We start from the raw sequence: 21,888 nt of genomic DNA on the forward strand, positions 1-21,888 counted from the left end.
CATCCCCTTGGGGTTGATGCGACTAGAGGAGTTGGCGAGCGGAGGATGGACCACGGGAGGCGCTGTGTCTTGTGGGACACCCACACCCGGGCCCAGCCTCATCGCGGGTCAGTGCACGACGTCGTCCACCGAGGGCGACTCGTTGCGGGACAGGTTGATGCCGAGGTTGGCCGCGGCACGCTCGAGGTCCTCGTCGTCGGAGTCGCGCATCTCGATCGCGGCGCCGTCGCTGGACAGCACCTCGACGTTGAGGCAGAGCGACTGGAGCTCCTTCAGGAGCACCTTGAACGACTCCGGGATGCCCGGCTCGGGGATGTTCTCCCCCTTGACGATGGCCTCGTACACCTTGACGCGGCCGACCACGTCGTCCGACTTGATCGTCAGGAGCTCCTGCAGGGTGTATGCGGCGCCGTACGCCTGCATCGCCCAGCACTCCATCTCGCCGAACCGCTGGCCACCGAACTGCGCCTTACCACCCAGCGGCTGCTGCGTGATCATCGAGTACGGGCCGGTGGACCGGGCGTGGATCTTGTCGTCGACCAGGTGGTGCAGCTTCAGGATGTACATGTAGCCGACCGAAACCGGGTACGGGTACGGCTCGCCGGAGCGGCCGTCGAGCAGCGTGGCCTTGCCGTTCTGCTTGACCATGCGCTCGCCGTCGCGGTTCGGCTTGGTCGCCGCGAGCAGCCCGGTGAGCTCCTCTTCCTTGGCGCCGTCGAACACCGGGGTGGCGGTGTTCGTGCCGGGGTCGACGTCGTAGAGCTCCTCGTTGAGGTTCTTCGCCCAGTCGGGCTCGCCCTCGATCTTCCAGCCCTGCGACGCCAGCCAGCCCAGGTGAAGCTCCAGGACCTGGCCGATGTTCATACGACGCGGGACACCGTGGGTGTTCAGGATGATGTCGACGGGCGTGCCGTCCTCCATGAACGGCATGTCCTCGGCGGGGAGGATCTTGCCGATGACACCCTTGTTCCCGTGGCGGCCGGCGAGCTTGTCGCCCGGCTGGATCTTCCGCTTCTGGGCCACGTAGACGCGGACCAGTTCGTTGACGCCCGGGGGCAGCTCGTCGTCGTCCTCGCGCGAGAACACGCGGATGCCGATGACCTTGCCGGTCTCGCCGTGCGGCACCTTCAGCGAGGTGTCGCGGACCTCACGGGCCTTCTCGCCGAAGATCGCGCGGAGCAGGCGCTCTTCCGGGGTCAGCTCGGTCTCGCCCTTGGGCGTGACCTTGCCGACCAGGATGTCGCCGTCGCGGACCTCGGCACCGATGCGGATGATGCCGCGCTCGTCGAGGTCGGCGAGGACCTCCTCGGAGACGTTCGGGATGTCCCGGGTGATCTCCTCGGCGCCCAGCTTGGTGTCGCGGGCGTCGATCTCGTGCTCCTCGATGTGGATCGACGTGAGCACGTCGTCCTGCACCAGGCGCTCGGAGAGGATGATCGCGTCCTCGTAGTTGTGGCCCTCCCACGGCATGACCGCGACGAGCAGGTTCTTGCCGAGCGCCATCTCACCGTTCTCGGTGGACGGGCCGTCGGCGATGACCTGACCCTGCTCGACCCGGTCACCCTCGTTGACGATCGGGCGGTGGTTGAAGCAGGTGCCGTGGTTCGAGCGACGGAACTTGTACAGTCCGTAGCTCTTCCGCGTGCCGTCGTCGTGCATGATCGTGATCAGGTCGGCCGAGAGCTCCTCGACCACACCGGCCTGCTCGGCGACGAGCACGTCACCGGCGTCCACCGCGGCACGCAGCTCCACGCCGGTACCGACCAGCGGGGCCGAGTTGCGCAGCAGCGGAACGGCCTGACGCTGCATGTTCGCGCCCATCAGCGCGCGGTTCGCGTCGTCGTGCTCGAGGAACGGGATCATCGCCGTCGCGACCGAGACCATCTGCCGCGGCGAGACGTCCATGTAGTCCACGTCCAGCGGGTCGATCAGCTCGACCTCGCCGCCCTTCTTACGGACCAGGACGCGGTCTTCGACGAAGGTGCCGTCGTCCGAGATCGGCGCGTTCGCCTGCGCCTTCACGAAGCGGTCTTCCTCGTCCGCGGTGAGGTAGTCGACCTGGTCGGTGACGCGCCCCTCGACGACCTTGCGGTACGGGGTCTCGATGAAACCGAACGGGTTGACCCGCGCGTACGAGCAGAGCGAACCGATCAGGCCGATGTTCGGGCCTTCCGGCGTCTCGATCGGGCACATGCGGCCGTAGTGCGACGGGTGGACGTCCCGGACCTCCATGCCGGCGCGCTCACGCGACAGACCACCCGGGCCGAGGGCGGACAGACGACGCTTGTGCGTCAGCCCCGACAGCGGGTTGTTCTGGTCCATGAACTGCGACAGCTGCGAAGTACCGAAGAACTCCTTGATCGCCGCCACGACGGGACGGATGTTGATCAGGGTCTGCGGCGTGATCGCCTCGACGTCCTGGGTGGTCATCCGCTCGCGGACGACGCGCTCCATCCGGGACAGACCCACGCGGATCTGGTTCTGGATGAGCTCGCCGACGGTGCGGAGACGACGGTTGCCGAAGTGGTCGATGTCGTCGGTCTCGACCGGGATGGTCTGGTCGCCGACGGTCGCCTTGTCCTCGCCCGCGTGCAGGCGGACCAGGTACTCGATCGTCGAGACGATGTCCTCTTCGGTCAGCGTCCCGGTGTCGTACGGCGTGGTCAGGCCGAGCTTCTTGTTCAGCTTGTACCGGCCGACCTTCGCCAGGTCGTAGCGCTTCGGCTTGAAGAACAGGTTCTCCAGCAGCGTCTGCGCGCTCTCCTTGGTGGGCGGTTCGCCCGGGCGCAGCTTGCGGTAGATGTCGAGCAGCGCCTCGTCGGTGCCGGCGGTGTGGTCCTTCTCGAGGGTGGCGAGCAGCGTCTCGGAGAACGAGAAGCGCTCGCGGATCGCCTCGGTGGTCCAGCCGAGCGCCTTCAGCAGCACGGTGACCGGCTGGCGACGCTTGCGGTCGATGCGGACGCCGACGGTGTCGCGCTTGTCGACGTCGAACTCGAGCCAGGCACCCCGGCTCGGGATGACGCGGACGTTGAAGACGTCCTTGTCCGTGGTCTTGTCGACGCTGGTGTCGAAGTACACACCCGGCGAACGGACCAGCTGGGACACGACGACACGCTCGGTGCCGTTGATGACGAAGGTGCCCTTGTCGGTCATCACCGGGAAGTCGCCCATGAAGACCGTCTGGCTCTTGATCTCGCCGGTGTTGTTGTTCACGAACTCGGCGGTCACGAACAGCGGGGCCGCGTACGTCATGTCCTTGTCCTTGCACTCCTCGACGGAGGCCTTGACCTCGTCGAAGCGCGGGTCGGAGAAGGACAGCGACATGGATCCGGAGAAGTCTTCGATCGGCGAGATCTCGTTGAGGACCTCTTCCAGGCCGCCGACCGGGTTTTCTTCACCTTCTTCGACGCGGCGTTCGAACCACGCCTCGTCGCCGGTGAACCATTCAAAGGACCTGATCTGCACGTCGAGCAGGTTCGGGGTGCTGAGCGGCTCGCGAATCTTTGCGAAGGAGACCCGTTTGGGGGCTCCCGGGATTCCCGTGGACTCCGAGCGAGATACAGCCGAGGTGGTCGCAGCAGTGGCCTGGTTCGCGGGAGAGACTGCCAAGATGCGTCCTTCCGGGGACAATGAGCGGTGAGCAGCCGCGTCAGCAACAGCTGAAGCGGACTGTCAAGGGTGCCGTGTGCCCACTATCCTAACTACCGGCTCCGGGCAGCCTGAAAGAGGGCAGCGCAAAGAAGCAGTCTAGCCCGAACGTCGCGGTCTGTCCAGGGGGCGCTCCCGATGGGGCCCAGCCTGCATCGCAACGTCTTCAGGTATGCCTCTCCTGGCCTCCCCGGCCCGTCCCTCCCGCAAGGGCACCGCCGGTTCTCGCCGTTGCCAGTAAGCGTGACCCCACAGGGGCTCTGAGTCAAGATGCCGCGCGGTGGTCCCGCCGGTTGGCGCAGCGTCGAAGAAGCTCCGCACAGGGTGCTTCACAGGACGATCATCCTGGTTACCGCCCGGTACGCGCAGGTGGCGGCGCTGGCGCGCCGACCTGCGTTTAGCCCCCTAATCGCGATCCGGTCGCCGGGGTGTCCTGGAGAGTCACCGGGTCGGGGGCGAGGTGTTCCGGGGCGGTTCGGGGCCTGTGGCGGCTGTGAACGGTGGGTCGGCTGGGGCGGCGCACAGGGAGGCCCCTCAGATCGCGTTTAGGGGGCTAAACGCGACGCGGTCGGCCCCGGGTACCCGACTTGCGTTTAGCCCCCTAATCGCGATCCGGAGGCGGGCGGCCCAAGCCCTCCCGGATCGCGATTAGCCCGCTAAACGCAAGTGGGCCGGTAGGACGCCGTGAAGGCCTCCTTGAGGGACACTGGGTCCCTCAAGGAGGCCTTCACGGAACGAGCGTGGACCCGCAGGTGGGCGCGGCGCCGGATCGCGATTAGGGGGCTAAACGCAGGTCGGGCGCTACTTGGAGGGGGCGGGCGAAGGGGGCGGGGAGGCGGGGGCCGAGGAGGCCGTGGGGTTCGGCGGAGCGGCGTAGGTGTTCATCGCCGTGATCTTCCACTTGTCGCCCTGCAGCTCCGCGTTCAAGTGCAGCTGCGCGCTCCCGGCGGTGGTCTTGTTCGTGTCGGCCCGCGTCGAGCTCTGGTCGACGAACACCATCACGTCGGCCCGGTCACCCTCCAGCCGGATGACGGCGCTGCGGGTGACCTTGCAGGTCACGACCATCTTCTGCTGCGGAGCCAGCCGCTTGACCTCGCCCATCAGCAGGTTGTACTTCGCCCGCACCTCGTCGTTGACCAGCAGGTCGCCGGCCGCGGTCTCGGTCTTCGAGATGTTCTTGTAGTCGTACGAGAACAGCGCCTCGGTCGCCTTCGCGACCTGGTCCTTGACCTGCGCGGTCTTCGCGACGTCCAGCAGCGCCGTGTTGTCCGTCGAGCTGGACACGTCGTCGGCCTGGATCTTGAAGAGCACCGCGGTCGCGGCCAGCAGCAGCCCGACGACGACCAGCGCGCCCGCCAGGATCAGCTTCCCGGAGCCCGGCTTCTTCGGCTTCTCTCCAGAGTCTTCGGAAGACTCGGCGACCTCGGCCTCGGCCTCTTCGATGTCGTCCGGCTTCTCCTCGGCGACCGCGCGCGTCTTCGCACGCGGACTCGGCTTCGCGACGACCTCGTCTTCGGAGGCTTCAGGGGTCTCCTCGACCTCCGAAGGCGCTTCGGGGGTCTCGACGGCCTCAGCAGTGTCCTCAACGGACTCAACGGACTCAGCAGCCTCGGCAGGCGCGGAGACCTCGGGTTCGACGGCCTCAGGCTCGACCATGGGAGCGGGACGCGGAGCAGGCCGCGGACGGCGCACCGGCGCCACCGGCGTCTCGTCGACCTCGACCTCCGCCGCGGAAGCCTCCGGCGCGGAGACCTCCGGCGCGGCGGAAACCTCCGAGGCGGGGGCCTCGGGAGCGGAAGCGGGCCGTCGCAGACCGGCCACCCGGGGGCGGCGCACCGGCGGAGTGCTGCGAGGGGGCTGGCGACGGGAGGGGGGCACTACGAGGCTCCGTTCTAGGTGACGCTCTTACTGACCGGCCGCGACGAGGGGCACGTTGTCGATCCCGGACAGCTTCCACTCATCGCCGACCCGGGTCATCGAGACCTCCAGGCGCAACGCCTTCGAGCTCGCCTTGTCGCCCTGGGTGACCTGGGTGGTGATGGCGGCGAGGAAGCTCGCCTTGCCCTCGTGGTCGTCGAGTTCCTCGACCGCGATGTCCTGGATCGTGGTCGCGACCTTGGTCTTCGCGTCGCTGAGCGCCTTGCGGTACGTCGGCTCCAGCTGGGACAGCTGCTGGCTCATCTTGTCGTCGGAGACGGCCTTCTGCCGGTTGAAGAACTCGTCGAGTTTCTCGAAGTCGACCTCGGTGTACGCCTTGATCGCGGTGCCGCCCGCCTTGACCACTTCGTCCCGCGAGCGCGCCAGGTCGGCGTTGTCGTCCGACGCGGCCACCGCCCACTGGACGCCGAAGATGGCCGCGGCGACGAAGGCGGCCAGGGCGAACGCGGCCGCCCCGAGGACCAGGGTCCGCGAGCGAGAAGAACTCATGACACTCCAGGGTAGGTATACGGTCTCGGGCTCAGCCGGGCAGGCCCAGCAGCGCGCCCAGGCTGGCCAGGCTGACCCCCGGGCTCTGCAGGACGCTCGGCATGCCCTGCGCCGCGCGCAGGTTGGCCAGCTCCTCGGCGGAACGGCCGGCGTTCGCCGCGACGTCGCCTTCGGTCGGGATCTGCGGGACCCCGTTGTACGGCACGTTCTGCGAACCGCGCACGTTGATCGGACTGCCCTTCGGCTCGGCGCAGTACGCGTCGTCCTTCGGCGCGCGAGGCGCCGTGTCGGTGCCTTCGCGGTACTTGTCGAGTCCGATGTAGCCCTTGGTGCACGACGGCGGGTTGAACAGGTTGAGCGCGAGGCCCAGGTGCGCGGTGCCGTCGTTGGCGACGCTGTTCGCGCCCGCCGCCAGCATCGGGTAGGTCACCAGGCCCTGTTCGAGGCCGTCGAGCCGGGTCACCAGCAGGTTCGACGTCGTGAGCAGGTTCGCCGTCAGCGCGCCCAGCCCCGGTCCGGATTCGGCGAGCACCGAGCTGATCTGGTTCGCCACCTGCGGGGTGATCCCGATCAGCTTCCGGATGTCGGCGTCGGAGTTCTTCAGCGTGCCGGACAGCTTGTCGAGATCCGCGCTGAACGACTTCATCGAGCTCGCCATGTCGTTCTGCGTGTCGAGCACCTGTCCGCCCTTTTCCAGCAGCTGGACGGTCTGCGGCAGGTACTCCTGCGCGGTCGCGGTGAAGCTCCGCGCGGTGTCGAGCAGCCGCTGCAGGTCCGGGCCGGTGCCGTTGAAGGCGTTGTACGACTCGTCGACGACCTTGCGCAGCGAGTCCGTCGGCACCGACGCCGCGAGGCTGTCGAGGTCGCCGATGAGCTGCTCGGTGGGCACCGGTGTCTTGACCTTGTCGGCCGGGATGACCGAGCTCGCGTTCAGGAACGGCCCGTTCTCGTGCTTGGGCCGCAGGTCGACGAACTGCTCGCCGACCGCCGACCGGTTCGCGATCACGGCGTCCAGATCGGCGGGCACCTGCGGGGCGTCCGGCGCGATGTTGAGGTCGGCTTCCAGCCCGGTCTTGGTCAGGCGCAGCTCGCCGACCCGGCCGATGTTGAAGCCGCGGTAGGTGACCTCGGCGTTCTGGAAGATGCCGCCGGACTGCTTGAGCTGGAGCTTCACCGTGTAGCCCTCGTCGCCGAAGACCTGGCCGAGCCCGGCGAACCGGATCAGCGCGTACACGATGAAGACCACGGAGATGATCGCGAACGCGACCAGCTGGATCTTCGTCCTACGGACCAGCATCAGCCGGCACCTCCCGACAGCAGGCCGAAGATCCCGGCGGGTCCGGTCTGTTGCGGCTTTCCGCCGCCCTGCGGCGCGCTCGCCTGGCCGCCGGCCTGGGTTCCGCCGACGCTGTCGGGGATCGGCAGCGGCGGGTTCACGCCCGGCCCCTCGGTGCCGCCGGTGAGGCCCTGCACCGGGATGACGTCCTGGAGCGGGTTCTGCCTGCTGCGGCCGAGGTTCTTCAGGATCTCGTTCAGGTTCAGGTCGACCTTCGCGAACAGGTTGAAGTAGTCGCCCTTGACGCCGTCGTACGCGGCGTCGCTGAACGGGAAGGTCAACAGGATCTCCAGCGCCTTCGGCAGATCCGAGCCGGCCTCGCCGAGCTTCTGCAACGTCGGCTGCAGCGCCTTCAGGTCGGCGACGAGGTCTTCCTTGCTCTTGTTCACCGTGTCGACGGCGACCCCGGAAAGGCTGTTGAGCGCGTTCAGCATGGTCACCAGCTGGCCGCGCTGCTGCTCCAGCACACCGAGCCCGGGGCCGAGGTTGTCGACCGCGCCGACCAGTTTGTCCTTCTGGCCGTTCAGCGTGGACGAGAGCCGGTTCAGCCCGTCGAGCGCCCGCGTGATGTTCGCGGACTGCCGGTCCAGGTTCGTGATCAGCTCGTTGGTGTTGTTCAGCAGCGCCTTCAGCTCCGGCGAACGGCCGCTGGTGGCGTTGTTGAGCTCCTTGGTGATGGTGTTGAGCTGCTCGACCCCCCCGCCGTTGAGCAGCAGCGAAAGCGCGCCGAGCAGCTCCTCGACCTCGACGCTGCGGTTCGTGCGGGCCAGCGGGATCACCGCGTTGTCGGCGAGCTTGCCCTGTCCGTCGGCGGGCGCGGCCAGCTCGACGTACTTCTCGCCGAGGAGGCTCGACTGCTTGACGTTGGCCAGCGCGTTCGCCGGCAGCTTCACGTCGCCGTTCACCCGGAGGGTGACTTCGGCGTTCCAGCCGTCCTGGGTCAGCCCGATCGCTTCGACACGGCCGATGGAGACCTCGTTGACCTTCACCCCGGCCTGCGGGGTCAGGTCGAGCACGTCCCGGAACTGCACCTTGACCGTGTACGGGTGGTCGCCGAGTTCGGCGCCACCGGGCAGCGGGACGTCGTAGATCCCGCTGAACCCGCAGCCGCTCAACGTCAGCGCGGCGACCGTCCCGACGGCCGCGAAAGCAAGTTTCGTACGCATCATTTAGCCGCCGATCCGTAGAGCTGACCGGCGATGGGCAGCGGCAGCGGCGGCAACTGGCCCGCCTGCGACGACTGGATCACCTGCGCGATCGACGGCAGCGGCACCAGCCCGTCGACCAGTCCGGCGATCCCCTTGCACGCGTCGCCCAGCGCGTCGAGCGCGTCCGGGGTCTGCTTGAGCAGGTTGCACACCATCACCAGCGGCGGCTGGGTGAGCTCGTTGAGGTTGGCCCGTGCGTCGAGCGTGCCCGACGAGGCGTTGTAGGTGTTGACCAGGTTCCCGAGGCCGACCGGGGCGACGTCGAGGATCTCGGCGAGCGCGCCGCGCTGGTCCACGAGCACCTTGGTCACACTGGCCAGCTTGTCCACATTGGACTTGAGCCGGTCGCGGTTCTTCTCGATGAACGCCTGCACCGCGGTGAGCGTGTCGGACAGCTGCTTCACCGTCGCGGCGAGGTTGTCCTTCTCCCCCGCGAGGAATCCGCTGACGTCGGCGAGCTGCCGCTCGAAGTCGCGGACCTGCTTGTCGCTGTTCACCAGCGTCTGGGAGAACGAACCCAGGTTCTCGACGGTCTTGAACAGGTCGTCCTTGTTGCCGGACAACGTGCCGGCGGCCTGGCCGAGCTTGGTGATCGTGTCGTGCAGCGCCTGCCCGTTGCCGTCGAAGTTCTTCGCGGCGGTGTCGAGCAGGTTCGACAGCGAACCGTTCTTGTTGGCGCCGTTGGGCCCGAGCGACCTGCTGACCCGGGAGAGACTGGCGGCGAGTTCGTCGACCTCCAGCGGGACTTCGGTGCGGTCGAGGCCGATGACGGCGCCGTCCGCGATCCGCGCGCCGCCCTTGTAGGCCGGGGCCAGCTGCACGTAGCGGTCGCTGACCAGCGACGGCGACACGATGATCGCCTTCGCGTCGGCCGGCACCGCCACCGAACGGTCGTATTCGAGTTCGACGCGGACCTGGTTGCCCATCGGCTGGATCTTGGTGACCGTGCCCATGTCGACGCCGAGCATGCGGACGCTGTTGCCTTCGTAGAGGCCGACGGCACCGGCGAAGTACGCGGTCACGTGGTTGCGGCCGGCGTCCTTGAGCGTCCACCACAGCGCGCCGGCGACGACCAGCGCGAGCACGATCGCGAGGGTGAAACCGCGCGCCAGGCTGGAACCGAGACGGGTACTCATTTCTCGTAGCACCCCTTGTCGTTGATCGGCCCGAACGACGGCAGGACCAGTCCGCAGATGTAGTTGTCGAACCAGCGCCCGTTGCCGATGGTGTTCGTGAACACCCGGATGAACGGCGCGAACCGCGCGATGCCCTGACCGAGGGCGTCCTGGTTGCGCTGGAGCATCGAGGTCAGCTGGTCGAGCTGGGTGAGCACCGGGTCGAGCTGCGCGTCGTTGTCGTCGACCAGGCCCTTGAGCTGAGTGGCGAGGTTGCGCGAACCGTCCAACAGCGCGGTGATCGCATCCTTGCGACGGGACACCTCGCCGAGCAGCTTGTTGCCGTCGGCCAGGAGCTTCTGGAACTCGGCGTCACGGTCGACGAGCGTCTGCGACACCTGCCGCGTGTTCGCGAGCAGGTTCGCCAGCTGCGTATCCCGCGAGGCGATGGTGTCCGAGAGGCGGGAAAGGCCGTTCAGGGCGCCCTTCACGTCGGACGGGGTGTCGGCGAAGGTCTCCGTGATGACGTCGAAGCTCTTGGCCAGCTGCGACGTGTCGATGTCGTCGACGGTCTGCGAAAGCCCGCGGAAGGCGTCGAGGACGTCGAACGGCGACGCCGTGCGCTCGCGCGGGATGGTCGCGCTCGGGTCGAGCGTGCGCTGCCCCTGCGGGTCGAGCGCCAGATACTTCTGGCCGAGCACGGTCTTGATCTTGATCGCCGCGCTGGTCTTGTCGCCCAGCCAGGCGTCCTTGACCTTGAACGAGATCCGGACCTTGTCGCCGTCGAGCTTGATGTCGGAGACCTTGCCGACCTTCACCCCGGCGACGCGGACGTCGTTGTCCTGCTGGAGCCCGGAGGCCTCGCTGAAGTCCGCGGTGTAGGTCGTGCCGCCGCCGATCACCGGCAGGTCCTCGGAGTTGAGCGCGGCGAGGAAACCGAGCAGCAGCACCGAGATGCCGACCAGCGCGATCGGGACCGGGTTGCGCTTCTGGAACGACTTCATGCCGTGCACCTCGCCCGGTTCACCGGCAGCAGCGGCAGGTCGATCGGTGCGTTGATCAGCGGAGGCAGGGCGACGGCCCCCTTCAGCTCACAGGCGAAGAAGTTGAACCAGGAGCCGTAGTCGGCCGTGCGGGTCAGCGCCGTCACCTTCTGCGGCAGGAACTGGATGAAGTGCTCGACGATCGGCTGGCTGTCGTTGAGGTTCTTCGTCAGCGTGCCGAGCGCGGCGATGTCCTGCTTGAGCGGCTCGCGGGCCTCGCCGAGCAGACCGGACGTGGTCTGGGCGAGGGTGCCGAGCGAGTCGATGGCGTCGCCGATCGGCTCGCGGTCCGCGGCCAGCCCGGAGACCAGCTGCTGCAGCTTGACGATCAGGTCGTTCAGCTGCGGCGTGTGCGCGTTGACCGTGTCGAGCACCGAGTTCAGGTTGTCGATGACCTCGCCGATCACCTGGTCCTTGTCGGAGATCGTGGTCGCCAGCGAGGCGGTGTGCTTCAGCAGGCTTTCGACCGTGCCGCCTTCGCCCTGCAGGACCTGGATGACCTCGTAGGACAACTTGTTGATGTCGTCCGGGTTGAGCGCGGTGAACAGCGGCTTGAACCCGTTGAACAGCTGCGTCAGGTCGAGCGCGGGCGTGGTCCGCTCCAGCGGGATGTTTCCGCCGGGCGCCAGGTTCTTCCCGGAGGAATCGGTGCCCTGCCCGAGCGAGAGATACCGCTGGCCGACCAGGTTCCGGAACTTGATCTGCGCGGTCACCCCGGCGGGCAGCTTGCGGCCGGCGTCCACTTCGAACTCGATCTCGGCCTGGCGCCGGTCGACGATGCGGACCTCCTTGACCTGCCCGACCCGGACCCCCGCGATGCGGACGTCGTCGTTGGGCAGCACCAGGGTCGCGTCGCTGAACCGCGCCTTGTAGGCGTTGGTGCTGGTGGTGTTGATGTTGGCGATGCTGATCCCGAGGATCGTCGTGAACAGCACGGTGACCACGATGAACGCGCAGAGTTTGATCAGCGGTGCGAGCAATCCCCTCACTGGACGTGCACCTCCGCTCCGCGGTAGAGCGGGCCGACCAGCAGCGAACCCCAGCCGGGCACGTCCGAGGCGGACATGCCGACCTGCGGGGCGACCAGCTGCGCGAGGAAGTCCGATTCGGACGCGCTGTAGGACGGGCTGCCGGCGGGCGCTCCCCCGCCGTTGTAACCGCCGATGTTCGCGAAGCCGTTCGAGGGCGAAAGGCCGTCGTTGGCCGAGCGCGCCGGTGCCTTGACCGTGCTGCCGTCCTTGATCGGGCCGTCCGGCGGGTACTGCGGGAACGGGTCCGGGAACTGCTTCAGGTCGTAACAGCGCGGACCGCGTTTGTCCTCGAACCTCGGCTCGTCCTTGCCCGGCAGGTACGGCCCGCGGTTGACGGTGATCTCGATGGTCGCGTGCAGACCGGGCCGGTTCGTGCCCTTGCCGAGCGCCTTGTCGATCTTCGGCAGGTTGGCGGCCATCTGCCCGACCACGCACGGGTACTCCGGCGCGTACTTCGCCAGCAGCTCCGCCGTCGGGCGGGCGGTGTCGGCGAGCCGGATCAGGTTGTCGGCGTTGTTCTGCAGGAAGGTCTGGAGATCGACCGAAGCCTGGGTGACGCTGCCGTAGAGGTTCTGCAGGTTCATCTTCTGATCGGCCACGGTGCGCGTGGTCGTGCTCAGGTTGTCCAAGGTCTGCACCAGATCCGGGGCGACGGCGTTGAAGTTGTCCGAGAACTCCGCGAGCTCCTTGAGGTTCTGCTGGAGCTGGGGCTCGTGCGGGTTCAGGTCCCCGACGTAGGTGCCGAGCTGCGCGAGGGTGTCGCCGAGCTGTCCGCCGCGGCCGTTGAGCGCGGTGGAGATCGCCGAAAGCGTGCTCGACAGCTTCTGCGGCTGGACGGCCTGGAGCACCGGCATCAGATGAGCGAAGGCCTGCTCCAGCTCGACGGCCCCGGACGTGCGGTCCTGGGTGATCACGTCGCCCTCGGCGATCGTCTTCACCGAAGGGGCGTCCGGGATTTCGAGGGAAACGAAGCGCTCGCCGAACAACGTCTTCGGCAGGAATCGCGCGGAAACGTTCTGAGGGATCAGTTTCGCCGACTCCGGATTCAGCGCGAGCGTGAGTTCGGCGCCGTCCGGGGTCGCGGCGATGTCCTTCACCGAACCGACGATGAGGCCGCGGACCTTAACGTCGGACTGCTTCAGCAACTGGTTACCGATGCTGCCGGATTGGAGCTTCACGCTCACGACGGGCGTGAAGGCCTTCTGGTACAGCGCGATGCTCAGCGCCACCCCGCCGACGAGCACGGCGACCAAGAGCAGGCCCAATAGCCTGCGCCGGACTGTCGCGATCATCCTGCGATCCTCACCGTGACGTCGGTTCCCCAGATCGCGAAACCGATGAAGAAGTTCATGATGGACACCGTGACGATGCTCAGCCGCACCGCCTTGCCGACGGCCACGCCGACACCGGCGGGACCACCGGAGGCCCGGTATCCGAAATAGCAATGGGACAGGATGATCAAGACGCTGAACAACAGCACCTTGATGAACGAATACAACACATCCTGTGGTGGTAGGAACAGGTCGAAGTAATGGTCGTAGGTACCCGCCGACTGGTTGTAGATGTAGATAACGACCAACCGGGACGCGAGATACGAACTCAGCAGGCCGATGACGTACAGCGGGATGACCGCGACGAAACCGGCGATGATCCGCGTCGTCACCAGGTAGGGCAGGCTCGGCACGCCCATGACCTCGAGCGCGTCGATCTCCTCGGAGATCCGCATCGCGCCCAGCTGGGCGGTGAACCCGGCGCCGACGGTCGCCGAAAGCGCGAGGCCGGCGACCAGCGGGGCGATCTCGCGGGTGTTGAAGAACGCGGTCAGGAAGCCGGTGAAGGCCGAGGTGCCGATCGAGTTCAGCGCCGAGTAGCCCTGGAGGCCGACGAGCACACCGGTGAACAGCGTCAGGCCGACCATCACGCCGACCGTGCCGCCGATGACGGCGAGTGAACCGGAACCGAAGCTCACTTCGGCGAGCAGCCGCAGGACCTCTTTGGTGTAGCGGCGCAACGTCCGCGGCGTCCACAGCAACGCGCGGCCGTAGAACGACATCTGGTCACCGAGGTTGTCCAGAGTCTGCAATGGACGGTTGGCGACCCGCTTGGCGCCCTGGAGGAAGGTCATGCGTCAGTCCAGCTTTCCGGGCACGATCTGCAGGTAGATCAGCGTGATCACGAAGTTCACCACGAACAGCATGAGGAACGTGATGACGACCGACTGGTTCACCGCGTCGCCGACGCCCTTCGGGCCGCCGGACGGGTTCAGTCCCCGGTAGGAGGCGACGACCGCGGCGATGAAGCCGAAGATCAGCGCCTTCAGCTCGCCGACCCAGAGGTCCGGCAGCTGGGCCAGCGCGGAGAAGCTCGCCAGGTACGCGCCCGGCGTCCCGCCCTGGAGGACGACGTTGAAGAAGTAGCCGCCGAGCACGCCGATGACGCTGACCATGCCGTTCAGCAGGAGCGCCACCAACATCATCGCGAGCACACGCGGCACGATCAGCCGCTGCACCGCGGAGACGCCGAGCACCTCCATGGCGTCGATCTCTTCACGGATGGTCCGCGCGCCGATGTCGGCGCAGACGGCGCTACCGCCGGCGCCCGCGACCAGCAGCGCCGTGACCAGCGGACTGGCCTGCTGCACGGTGGCGAGCACCGACCCGGCGCCCGTGTAGGACTGGGCGCCGAGCTGGCGGGCGAGCGAACCGAACTGCAGCGAGATGACCGCGCCGAACGGGATCGCGACGAGCGCCGTCGGCAGGATCGTGACGCTCGCGATGAACCAGGCCTGCTGGATGAACTCCCGCAGCTGGAACGGGCGCTGGAAGATGCCACGAACGATGTCGAGGCCGAGAGCGAACAGGTTCCCGGTCTCGCGCAACATGCCGATTCCGGGGATCTTCGCCGATGAAGCGGGAGAGCTCACGCGCCACCTGACCCCGGATCATGCGGCCGCAAGCGGTGGTTGCCCGGTCTCCCCGGATGCGGGATGGAGGCGACCTGGTCGTCGGGCAGCTGACCCTGGTGGTGGTTCGGCATCGGGCCGTCGTTCTGCGGCGCGGAACGGTGCCCCGCCGCGGCGAGCCGCTGCGGGCGGACGCCGTACCGCTGCTGCTCCTCGGGGGAGAGCGACTCGATGATGCTCTGCTGCGCTTCGTGCGGGAGACCGGACAGGATCTGCATGACGCGGTCCTTGCGGCGGACCGCGCCCATCCGGGTCGGCACGCCGGGCGTCGGCTGCATCTGCGGCGGCACTCCGCTGACGTCCTCGACACCGCCCGAGTGGTGACCGGCCTCGAACATCGCGCGTTCCGCGGCGAGCTGGGCCGAGTCCTTCTCCTCGCTCATGCCGATCGGGCCGTCCATCTTGCCGTTGAGGAACTGCTTGACGACCGGCTCCTCGCTGGTCAGCAACACCTCGCGCGGGCCGAACATGACCAGTTCCTTGCGGAACAGCATGCCCAGGTTGTCCGGGACGGTGCGGGCGAGGTTGATGTTGTGCGTGACGATCAGGAACGTCGCGTCGATCTGCGCGTTGACGTCCAGGAAGAGCTGGGAGATGTAGGTGGTGCGGACCGGGTCGAGACCGGAGTCCGGCTCGTCGACCAGGATGATCTGCGGGTCCAGCACCAGGGCGCGGGCGAGGCCGGCGCGCTTGCGCATACCGCCGGAGATCTCGCCGGGCAGCTTCTTGTCGGCGCCGTTGAGACCGGTCATTTCGAGTTTCTCGAGCACGATCCGGCGGACCTCGGTCTCCGACTTCTTCGTGTGCTCCCGCAGAGGGAACGCCACGTTGTCGTAGAGGTTCATCGAGCCGAAGAGGGCGCCGTCCTGGAAGAGGACACCGAAGAGCTTGCGCACCTCGTAGAGCTGGTGTTCGGAGCACGTCACGATGTCGACGCCGTTGATCATGCACCGGCCCTTGTCGGGCTTGAGCAGACCGATCATCGACTTCAAGAAGACGGACTTACCGGTTCCGGACGGTCCGAGCATCGCCGAGACCTCGCCCGGAGGCAGGGTCAGCGTGACGTCCCGCCAGATGGCCTGCTTACCGAAGGACTTGGAAAGACCTTCGATGACCACCTCGGCACCCATCGCACCTCCAGGAGCTGTTCCGCGTCGTCGCGCACTGCCGTCCCGTGCCACTGGCCCGGGAGGACGCATGCGTTCGCGCAGCGATACCCGCGTCAACCAGGTGCAACGAGCTGAGTGCGAACAGGTTACTCACCAGTTTTCTTTTCTGGCCAGACCCGCGGGTAACTTTTCGCGCAGCCCGCCGCCTGCCCGTGCACCGCTGGCAGCACCGTAGTGCACCTCACCCCCGCCCGCAGATCCACAACCCGGCCCCCTCCCAGCTCGGCGCGGCGCCGCGTCGCGATTAGGGGGCTAAACGCAGGTCAGCCCTCCGCCCGCTCCCGTCTCGCCCCGACCTGCGTTTAGCGGGCTAAACGCGATCCGGGGTCCTGGGCGGTGGCCAGATGCTTAGCGTCGCTACGCGTCGCGATTAGCCCGCTAAACGCAGGTCGGGGCGGGGGGGCTGGAGACAGCGAAGGGGCGGGCATCCAGAGTGGATGCCCGCCCCTTCGGCGGTGCTGCGGTAGGCGCTACGCGCCCGAGATCACTTGATGGCGATCTTGGCGCCCGCGGCCTCGAGCTTCTCCTTGGCGGCCTCGGCGGCCTCCTTGTCGACCTTCTCCAGGAGGGCCTTGGGAGCGGCCTCGACCAGCTCCTTGGCCTCCTTCAGGCCCAGACCCGAGACGACCTCGCGGACGACCTTGATGACCTGGATCTTCTTGTCACCGGCGGACTCGAGAACGACGTCGAACTCGTCCTGCTCCTCGGCGGCGGCCGGGGCGGCGCCGACCGGGCCGGCGGCGACGACGGCAGCCGGGGCGGCCGCGGTCACGTCGAAGGTGGTCTCGAACTCCTTGACGAACTCGGACAGCTCAAGAAGGGTGAGCTCCTTGAAGGCGTCGATCAGCTCGGCGGTGCTCAGCTTCGCCATGGTGGCTTTCCTCTCTGAAACGAACTAAAAGTTCGGGGTGGGGGGTGTTCAGCTCTCGGCGGGTGCTTCGGCTGCTTCGGTACCGGCGTTGCGCTGCTTCTCCTCCAGCGCGGCAGCCAGGCGAGCGACCTGGGACGCCGGCGCCTGGAACAGCGCGGCGGCCTGGGACAGCTTCGCCTTGAACGCGCCCGCCGCCTTGGCGAGCAGGACCTCACGGCTGTCGAGATCGGCGATCTGGTTGATCTCGTCCACGGACAGCGTCTTGCCGTCCATGAAGCCGCCCTTGATCACAAGCGCGTTGTTGTCCTTCGCGAAGTCGCGAAGCGCCTTCGCGGCGTCAACAGCTTCACCTTCGACGAAGGCGATCGCGGTCGGGCCGACGAACAGGTCTTCAAGGCCCTCGATGCCCGCGTCCGTGGCGGCACGCTTGACGAGGGTGTTCTTCGCGACCCGGTACTTGGCACTGGTGCCGAGAGCGCGGCGCAGCTGGGACAGCTGGGACACGGAGAGGCCGGTGTACTGGGTAACGACTGTGGCCGAGCTGCTGCGGAAGCTCTCCGCGATCTCGGCGACGGCCGCCTCCTTGTCGGGCTTCGCCATGGTCGCCTCCTCTCTTGGCTAGTGATCCACTGGCCTTGAGAGCCCTGAAACGACGAAACGCCCCAGCGCAGACAGGCGCGGGGCGTCAGGGCACACGACGACGTGCATCGTGGGCGAGCCTCGTTCCTCCTGCGCGGGTCGCCCGCCCTAGCGGGGCCTTCGTTCTCCAGGCCAGACGACCAGGAGAAGACCAGCGGTCTTCGGTAGAACCTTGACAAGAATACGCGCCCCTCTCCCACCCCTCACACGGGGTCCGGTCAGAGCGCGTTCAGCGGGCTAAACGCGACCGGCGGAGTGCGCCGGGGGTCTCGCGAGGCATCATGGTGACGTGGCGGAGCAGCGTGATGACGGAAAGCCGGGCAACGAGCCCGGCACGGACATCGAGCCCAAGGCGGGAGGTCAGCCCGCGCCTCGGCTGGACGAGGAGCAACTGCGCCAGTTCCAGCAGTTTCAGCAGTTCCAGGACTATCTGAAGTTCACCGAGGCGCAGAATCAGGGCCTCGTGCCGTCCCAGCCCGTGCAGCCCGTGACCCAGCACTACGGAGGACAGCCACCTGCGCCTCCCGGGCCCCCGCCCGGTGAACTCGTGCACGCCCCCCGCCCGCGCATGCCGCGCTGGCTGCGACGTCTCGGCGGGAAGCTGCTCGCCTGGGTGATCGTGATCGTGCTGATCTGCATCGGCGCGACGATCGCCTACCGGCAGATCTTCCCCAGCGACGCCGGGCAGGACACGGCGACGTTCGTCCAGGGCGGCGGTGGCAAGCACCACACCAACCGCGTGCTTGCGAGCAACCCGTGGGAGGCCGTGCGGGCCATCTACGACACGATCGGCAAGCCGTACCCACCGGACGTCCGCACCGAAACAGTCTGCCTGGCGATGACCGAACAGGCGCAGGCCCAGTTCGCCCGCGACCTCGGCTACCCGGACTGCGCGACCGCCGTCCCGGCGCTGAACGCCAAGGTCACCGACATCACGCCGTACATCTACGCGGTCCGCCCGATGTCGAGCGTGGTCCCGCGGCAGAACCTGACGATCCACTCGTGCTGGTACAACATCCGCGGCGGCCCCTTGCTGGGCAGCTTCACCCTGCAGGAAGTCGAGATGGGCCAGTGGCTGATCACCGGCCACGCGAACTCCCCCGAGCCCTGCCCCGCCCCGCCCACCGGGAACTGACCCCCGCTGACCTGGACTCCCCTGGCACCGGATCGCGATTAGGGGCTAAACGCAAGTGCCTCGCCGGATCGCGATTTGCCCGCTAAACGCAAGTGCCCCGGCGGATCGCGATCAGCCCGCGAAACGCAAGTGCCCCGGCGGATCGCGATCAGCCCGCTAAAGGCGACGCGTGCCCCGCGTCGCGATTAGCCCGCGAAACGCAAGTGCGCGCAGCATCGCGATTAGGGGGCTAAACGCAGGTCCGGTCAGAGGTCGTGCGAGGTGAGGAAGCCGGTCAGGGTGGAGCCGAAGGCGGGGTGCATGACGGCGGCCAGGTGATCGCCGGGCACGCGGACGAGGCGGGCGCCGGCGATGGCGGCGGCCAGGCGTTCGGGTTCGGCGGCCAGCGGGTCGACGTCCCCGGCCAGGATCAGGGTCGGGACGGCGATCGCGGTCAGGTCCAGTTTCGGGTTCGCGGTCCCGCGCGCGACGGCGGCCAGCGCGATCCGGTCGGCCCGCAGGGCGTCGGCCAGCATCCGGAAAGGCGCCGAAGACGGCGGCAGCGTCGAAGGGTCCGAAGCGAGCAACGCCTCGCTGATCGCCTCCGGTGTGACCACCCGCGTGTCCACACCCCCGAAGTCGACGATCCCCGAGCCGACCCCGCCGATCGCGAGGCACCGGATCCGCGGGTCGGCGGCCACCGCGCCGAGCGCGATCATCGCACCCATCGAGTAGCCGACCATCGAGACCTCGTCGAGGCCCAAGGAGTCGAGCAGAGCCGACACATCGCGAACCATCGCGTCGTCGCCGTAGCTGGCCTCGTCGTGCGGTTTCGCCGATCGTCCGTGCCCGCGCGCGTCCAGGCTGATCACGGGCAGTCCGGCGTCCTGGAGGGTGTCGACGACGCCGGTCGCGATCCAGTTGGCGTTCGTGTCCGCGGCGAAACCGTGCTGCAGCAGCACCGGACGCCCTTCACCTTCCCAAACGGTGTAGCTCAGCTGGAGCCCGTCGAACGTCGCGAAGGTAGGCATACCCTCCAGCAAACACGAAAAAGGGGCGCCCCCGCCGTAGCGGGACCGCCCCTTTCTCAGTGATGTCTAACTCAGACTCACGCGTCCTCGGAGAGGAGGTTGCGGGTCCGGGCCGGGTCGACCGGGACACCCGGGCCCATCGTCGTGGAGATCGTGACCTTCTTCAGGTAGCGACCCTTCGCCGACGACGGCTTGGCGCGCAGGACCTCGTCCAGCGCGGCCGCGTAGTTCTCCACCAGCTTGTCGGTGTCGAACGAGGCCTTGCCGATGACGAAGTGCAGGTTGGCCTGCTTGTCCACGCGGAAGTTGATCTTACCGCCCTTGATGTCCGACACGGCCTTCGCGACCGCGGGGGTCACGGTGCCGGTCTTCGGGTTCGGCATCAGGCCACGCGGGCCGAGGATGCGGGCGATGCGCCCGACCTTGGCCATCTGGTCCGGCGTCGCGATCGCGGCGTCGAACTCGAGCCAGCCACCCTGGATACGCTCGATCAGTTCGTCCGTACCGACCACGTCCGCGCCGGCGGCCTCGGCCTCGGCGGCCTTGTCACCAACGGCGAAAACGATGACGCGGGCGGTCTTACCGGTGCCGTGCGGCAGGTTCACGGTGCCGCGGACCATCTGGTCGGCCTTGCGAGGGTCGACACCGAGGCGCATGGCGACCTCGACGGTGGCGTCCATCTTCTTGGAGGAGGTCTCCTTGGCCAGCTTCGCGGCGTCGAGCGGGGCGTAGAGCCGCTCGCGGTCCACCAGCTCAAGAGCCTGACGGTAGGCCTTGCTGTGCTTGGGCATTGCTTCTGTCCTTAACTCTTCAACGGATCAGTGTGGTGTTGGAGCCAGCACTGGCTCTCCCACGGTGGAGCTGGGTGGAACTCAGTCGACGACCGTGATGCCCATCGAGCGGGCGGTGCCGGCGATGATCTTCGCGGCCTGGTCGATGTCGTGCGCGTTCAGGTCGGATTCCTTGGTCTTCGCGATGTCGCGGACCTGGTCCCAGGTGACCTTGGCGACCTTGGTCTTGTGCGGCTCGCCGGAGCCCTTCTCCACGCCCGCGGCCTTCAGCAGCAGCTTCGCGGCCGGCGGCGTCTTGAGCTTGAAGTCGAACGTGCGGTCTTCGTACACGGAGATCTCGACCGGGACGACGTCCCCGCGCTGCGACTCGGTCGCGGCGTTGTAGGCCTTGCAGAACTCCATGATGTTGACGCCGTGCTGACCCAGCGCGGGGCCGACCGGCGGCGCGGGGTTGGCCGCACCCGCCTTGATCTGCAGCTTGATGATCGCCGCAAGCTTCTTCTTCTTGGGTGGCATTTCGTTTGATCCTTCTTACTGACTTGAGTCCCCCGCACACCTGCCAGTACGCGGGGACTGCCGGCCGTCTGGCGGCCGTCAGATCTTGGAGACCTGGTTGAACGACAGCTCGACCGGGGTCTCCCGGCCGAAGATCGAAACCAGGACCTTCAGCTTCTGTCCGTCCACGTTGACCTCGGAGATCGTCGCGGGCAGCGTCGCGAACGGACCGTCCATGACGGTGACCGACTCGCCGACCTCGAAGTCCACCTCGACCGCGGGAGCGCCCAGCTGCGACTCGGCGGAAGCGGCCTCGCCCTTGCCGGGCTTGGCCGGGGCGGCCGTCTCGACCTTGGGCGCGAGGAACTTGAGCACCTCGTCCACGGTCAGCGGCGACGGGCGCGACGTGGCGCCGACGAACCCGGTGACACCCGGCGTGTTGCGCACCGCGCTCCACGAGGCGTCGTTCAGGTCCATCCGGACCAGGATGTAGCCGGGCAGCACCTTGCGCTGCACCTGCTTGCGCTGGCCGTTCTTGATCTCGGTGACCTCTTCGGTCGGGACCTCGATCTGGAAGATGTAGTCCTCGACGTCCAGCGTCTGGGTACGGGTCTCGAGGTTGGTCTTCACCTTGTTCTCGTAACCCGCGTACGAGTGCACGACGTACCACTCACCGGGAGCGGCGTTGAGTTCTGCGCGCAGCTTCGCGACCGGGTCGACGTCCTCGTCGGCCTCGGGCTCGGCTGCGGTGTCGTCGGCTGCGTCGTCGTCGGTCTCGTCGGACGCCTCGTCGGCCTCCGCGACATCTCCGGCTTCGTCGACCTCGTCGCCTGTGGCGGGCACCTCGACGGAGTCCAGGTGCTCGGACTGCTCGTCGCCGAGTGCCGCGTGCACCTGCTCGTCGGAAAGCTCGGTCAGCTCATGACCGGCTGCTGTGCCGTTCTCGGAGGTCACGTTCCGTCCTCTCAGTTGATCGGTTGCCGTGGCGCAGGCCACCGTGCGGTGCGC

The 21,888-nt window shown here is 67.6% G+C and carries 19 protein-coding genes; 1 reads left to right on the forward strand and 18 read right to left on the reverse strand.

Features of this window, described 5'->3' with window-relative positions; all coding sequences use genetic code 11:
* Positions 1-108 precede the first annotated feature (108 nt).
* From rpoB to rplJ, 14 genes are all read right to left on the reverse strand, one after another.
* Positions 109-3,609 (reverse strand): DNA-directed RNA polymerase subunit beta, encoded by a 3,501-nt coding sequence (rpoB, locus tag B0293_RS19110; protein ID WP_039919700.1) that lies wholly within the window; start codon positions 3,607-3,609, stop codon positions 109-111.
* An 840-nt stretch (positions 3,610-4,449) separates the two neighbouring features.
* Positions 4,450-5,340 (reverse strand): hypothetical protein, encoded by an 891-nt coding sequence (locus B0293_RS19115; protein WP_052014620.1) that lies wholly within the window; start codon positions 5,338-5,340, stop codon positions 4,450-4,452.
* 213 nt (positions 5,341-5,553) lie between these two features.
* Positions 5,554-6,075: a hypothetical protein gene (locus tag B0293_RS19120; RefSeq protein WP_005166746.1), complete on the reverse strand. Its 522-nt coding sequence runs from the start codon at positions 6,073-6,075 to the stop codon at positions 5,554-5,556.
* Between the two features lie 31 nt (positions 6,076-6,106).
* On the reverse strand, positions 6,107-7,372 hold the full coding sequence (locus B0293_RS19125) for an MCE family protein (RefSeq protein WP_005166744.1): 1,266 nt from the start codon (positions 7,370-7,372) through the stop codon (positions 6,107-6,109).
* Positions 7,372-8,580, reverse strand: coding sequence for an MCE family protein (locus B0293_RS19130; protein ID WP_005166742.1), 1,209 nt, complete (start codon positions 8,578-8,580; stop codon positions 7,372-7,374). The genes B0293_RS19125 and B0293_RS19130 overlap by 1 nt, the downstream gene beginning before the upstream one ends.
* Positions 8,577-9,755, reverse strand: a complete 1,179-nt coding sequence (locus tag B0293_RS19135; protein WP_039919699.1) for an MCE family protein — start codon at positions 9,753-9,755, stop codon at positions 8,577-8,579. Before B0293_RS19135 ends, B0293_RS19130 begins: the two co-directional genes overlap by 4 nt.
* A complete protein-coding gene (locus B0293_RS19140; RefSeq protein ID WP_005166740.1) occupies positions 9,752-10,738 on the reverse strand; it encodes an MCE family protein in 987 nt (328 codons plus the stop codon). Before B0293_RS19140 ends, B0293_RS19135 begins: the two co-directional genes overlap by 4 nt.
* On the reverse strand, positions 10,735-11,766 hold the full coding sequence (locus tag B0293_RS19145; protein ID WP_005166739.1) for an MCE family protein: 1,032 nt from the start codon (positions 11,764-11,766) through the stop codon (positions 10,735-10,737). Before B0293_RS19145 ends, B0293_RS19140 begins: the two co-directional genes overlap by 4 nt.
* On the reverse strand, positions 11,763-13,100 hold the full coding sequence (locus B0293_RS19150; protein WP_077241338.1) for an MCE family protein: 1,338 nt from the start codon (positions 13,098-13,100) through the stop codon (positions 11,763-11,765). The genes B0293_RS19145 and B0293_RS19150 overlap by 4 nt, the downstream gene beginning before the upstream one ends.
* On the reverse strand, positions 13,097-13,933 hold the full coding sequence (locus B0293_RS19155; protein ID WP_005152080.1) for an MlaE family ABC transporter permease: 837 nt from the start codon (positions 13,931-13,933) through the stop codon (positions 13,097-13,099). The genes B0293_RS19150 and B0293_RS19155 overlap by 4 nt, the downstream gene beginning before the upstream one ends.
* 3 nt (positions 13,934-13,936) lie before the next feature.
* Positions 13,937-14,689: an MlaE family ABC transporter permease gene (locus B0293_RS19160; RefSeq protein WP_020633292.1), complete on the reverse strand. Its 753-nt coding sequence runs from the start codon at positions 14,687-14,689 to the stop codon at positions 13,937-13,939.
* A gap of 38 nt (positions 14,690-14,727) precedes the next feature.
* On the reverse strand, positions 14,728-15,900 hold the full coding sequence (locus tag B0293_RS19165) for an ABC transporter ATP-binding protein (RefSeq protein ID WP_005152073.1): 1,173 nt from the start codon (positions 15,898-15,900) through the stop codon (positions 14,728-14,730).
* A gap of 523 nt (positions 15,901-16,423) precedes the next feature.
* A complete protein-coding gene (rplL, locus tag B0293_RS19170; protein WP_005152072.1) occupies positions 16,424-16,810 on the reverse strand; it encodes a 50S ribosomal protein L7/L12 in 387 nt (128 codons plus the stop codon).
* Between the two features lie 48 nt (positions 16,811-16,858).
* Positions 16,859-17,410: a 50S ribosomal protein L10 gene (gene rplJ, locus B0293_RS19175; RefSeq protein WP_005152070.1), complete on the reverse strand. Its 552-nt coding sequence runs from the start codon at positions 17,408-17,410 to the stop codon at positions 16,859-16,861.
* 328 nt (positions 17,411-17,738) lie between these two features.
* Here rplJ and B0293_RS19180 point away from each other — a divergent pair, with 328 nt between their 5' ends.
* The gene (locus B0293_RS19180; RefSeq protein WP_005152067.1) at positions 17,739-18,584 is read left to right on the forward strand and encodes a hypothetical protein; all 846 of its coding nucleotides are present in this window, start codon (positions 17,739-17,741) and stop codon (positions 18,582-18,584) included.
* Positions 18,585-18,829: 245 nt separating this feature from the next.
* Here B0293_RS19180 and B0293_RS19185 read toward each other — a convergent pair whose 3' ends face one another.
* From B0293_RS19185 to nusG, 4 genes are all read right to left on the reverse strand, one after another.
* On the reverse strand, positions 18,830-19,594 hold the full coding sequence (locus B0293_RS19185) for an alpha/beta fold hydrolase (protein WP_005152065.1): 765 nt from the start codon (positions 19,592-19,594) through the stop codon (positions 18,830-18,832).
* Positions 19,595-19,671: 77 nt separating this feature from the next.
* Complete coding sequence (gene rplA, locus B0293_RS19190; RefSeq protein ID WP_005152063.1) at positions 19,672-20,385, reverse strand: 50S ribosomal protein L1; 714 nt, start codon at positions 20,383-20,385, stop codon at positions 19,672-19,674.
* A gap of 81 nt (positions 20,386-20,466) precedes the next feature.
* A complete protein-coding gene (rplK, locus tag B0293_RS19195; RefSeq protein WP_005152062.1) occupies positions 20,467-20,901 on the reverse strand; it encodes a 50S ribosomal protein L11 in 435 nt (144 codons plus the stop codon).
* 78 nt (positions 20,902-20,979) lie between these two features.
* Positions 20,980-21,834, reverse strand: a complete 855-nt coding sequence (gene nusG / locus B0293_RS19200; RefSeq protein WP_005152060.1) for a transcription termination/antitermination protein NusG — start codon at positions 21,832-21,834, stop codon at positions 20,980-20,982.
* Between the last annotated feature and the right edge of the window lie 54 nt (positions 21,835-21,888).

It is taken from the genome of Amycolatopsis azurea DSM 43854 (assembly GCF_001995215.1).
In the GTDB taxonomy this organism is placed as follows: Bacteria; Actinomycetota; Actinomycetes; order Mycobacteriales; family Pseudonocardiaceae; genus Amycolatopsis; species Amycolatopsis azurea.

Excerpts from the sequence above, each read along its gene's own strand:
- B0293_RS19165 (WP_005152073.1), bottom strand. The coding sequence starts at position 15,900 with ATGGGTGCCGAGGTGGTCATCGAAGGTCTTTCCAAGTCCTTCGGTAAG.
- B0293_RS19125 (WP_005166744.1), bottom strand. The coding sequence starts at position 7,372 with ATGCTGGTCCGTAGGACGAAGATCCAGCTGGTCGCGTTCGCGATCATC.
- B0293_RS19150 (WP_077241338.1), bottom strand. The coding sequence starts at position 13,100 with ATGATCGCGACAGTCCGGCGCAGGCTATTGGGCCTGCTCTTGGTCGCC.
- B0293_RS19160 (WP_020633292.1), bottom strand. The coding sequence starts at position 14,689 with ATGTTGCGCGAGACCGGGAACCTGTTCGCTCTCGGCCTCGACATCGTT.
- rplA (WP_005152063.1), bottom strand. The coding sequence starts at position 20,385 with ATGCCCAAGCACAGCAAGGCCTACCGTCAGGCTCTTGAGCTGGTGGAC.
- B0293_RS19140 (WP_005166740.1), bottom strand. The coding sequence starts at position 10,738 with ATGAAGTCGTTCCAGAAGCGCAACCCGGTCCCGATCGCGCTGGTCGGC.
- rplK (WP_005152062.1), bottom strand. The coding sequence starts at position 20,901 with ATGCCACCCAAGAAGAAGAAGCTTGCGGCGATCATCAAGCTGCAGATC.
- B0293_RS19120 (WP_005166746.1), bottom strand. The coding sequence starts at position 6,075 with ATGAGTTCTTCTCGCTCGCGGACCCTGGTCCTCGGGGCGGCCGCGTTC.
- rplL (WP_005152072.1), bottom strand. The coding sequence starts at position 16,810 with ATGGCGAAGCTGAGCACCGCCGAGCTGATCGACGCCTTCAAGGAGCTC.
- rplJ (WP_005152070.1), bottom strand. The coding sequence starts at position 17,410 with ATGGCGAAGCCCGACAAGGAGGCGGCCGTCGCCGAGATCGCGGAGAGC.
- B0293_RS19135 (WP_039919699.1), bottom strand. The coding sequence starts at position 9,755 with ATGAGTACCCGTCTCGGTTCCAGCCTGGCGCGCGGTTTCACCCTCGCG.
- B0293_RS19185 (WP_005152065.1), bottom strand. The coding sequence starts at position 19,594 with ATGCCTACCTTCGCGACGTTCGACGGGCTCCAGCTGAGCTACACCGTT.
- B0293_RS19155 (WP_005152080.1), bottom strand. The coding sequence starts at position 13,933 with ATGACCTTCCTCCAGGGCGCCAAGCGGGTCGCCAACCGTCCATTGCAG.
- B0293_RS19130 (WP_005166742.1), bottom strand. The coding sequence starts at position 8,580 with ATGATGCGTACGAAACTTGCTTTCGCGGCCGTCGGGACGGTCGCCGCG.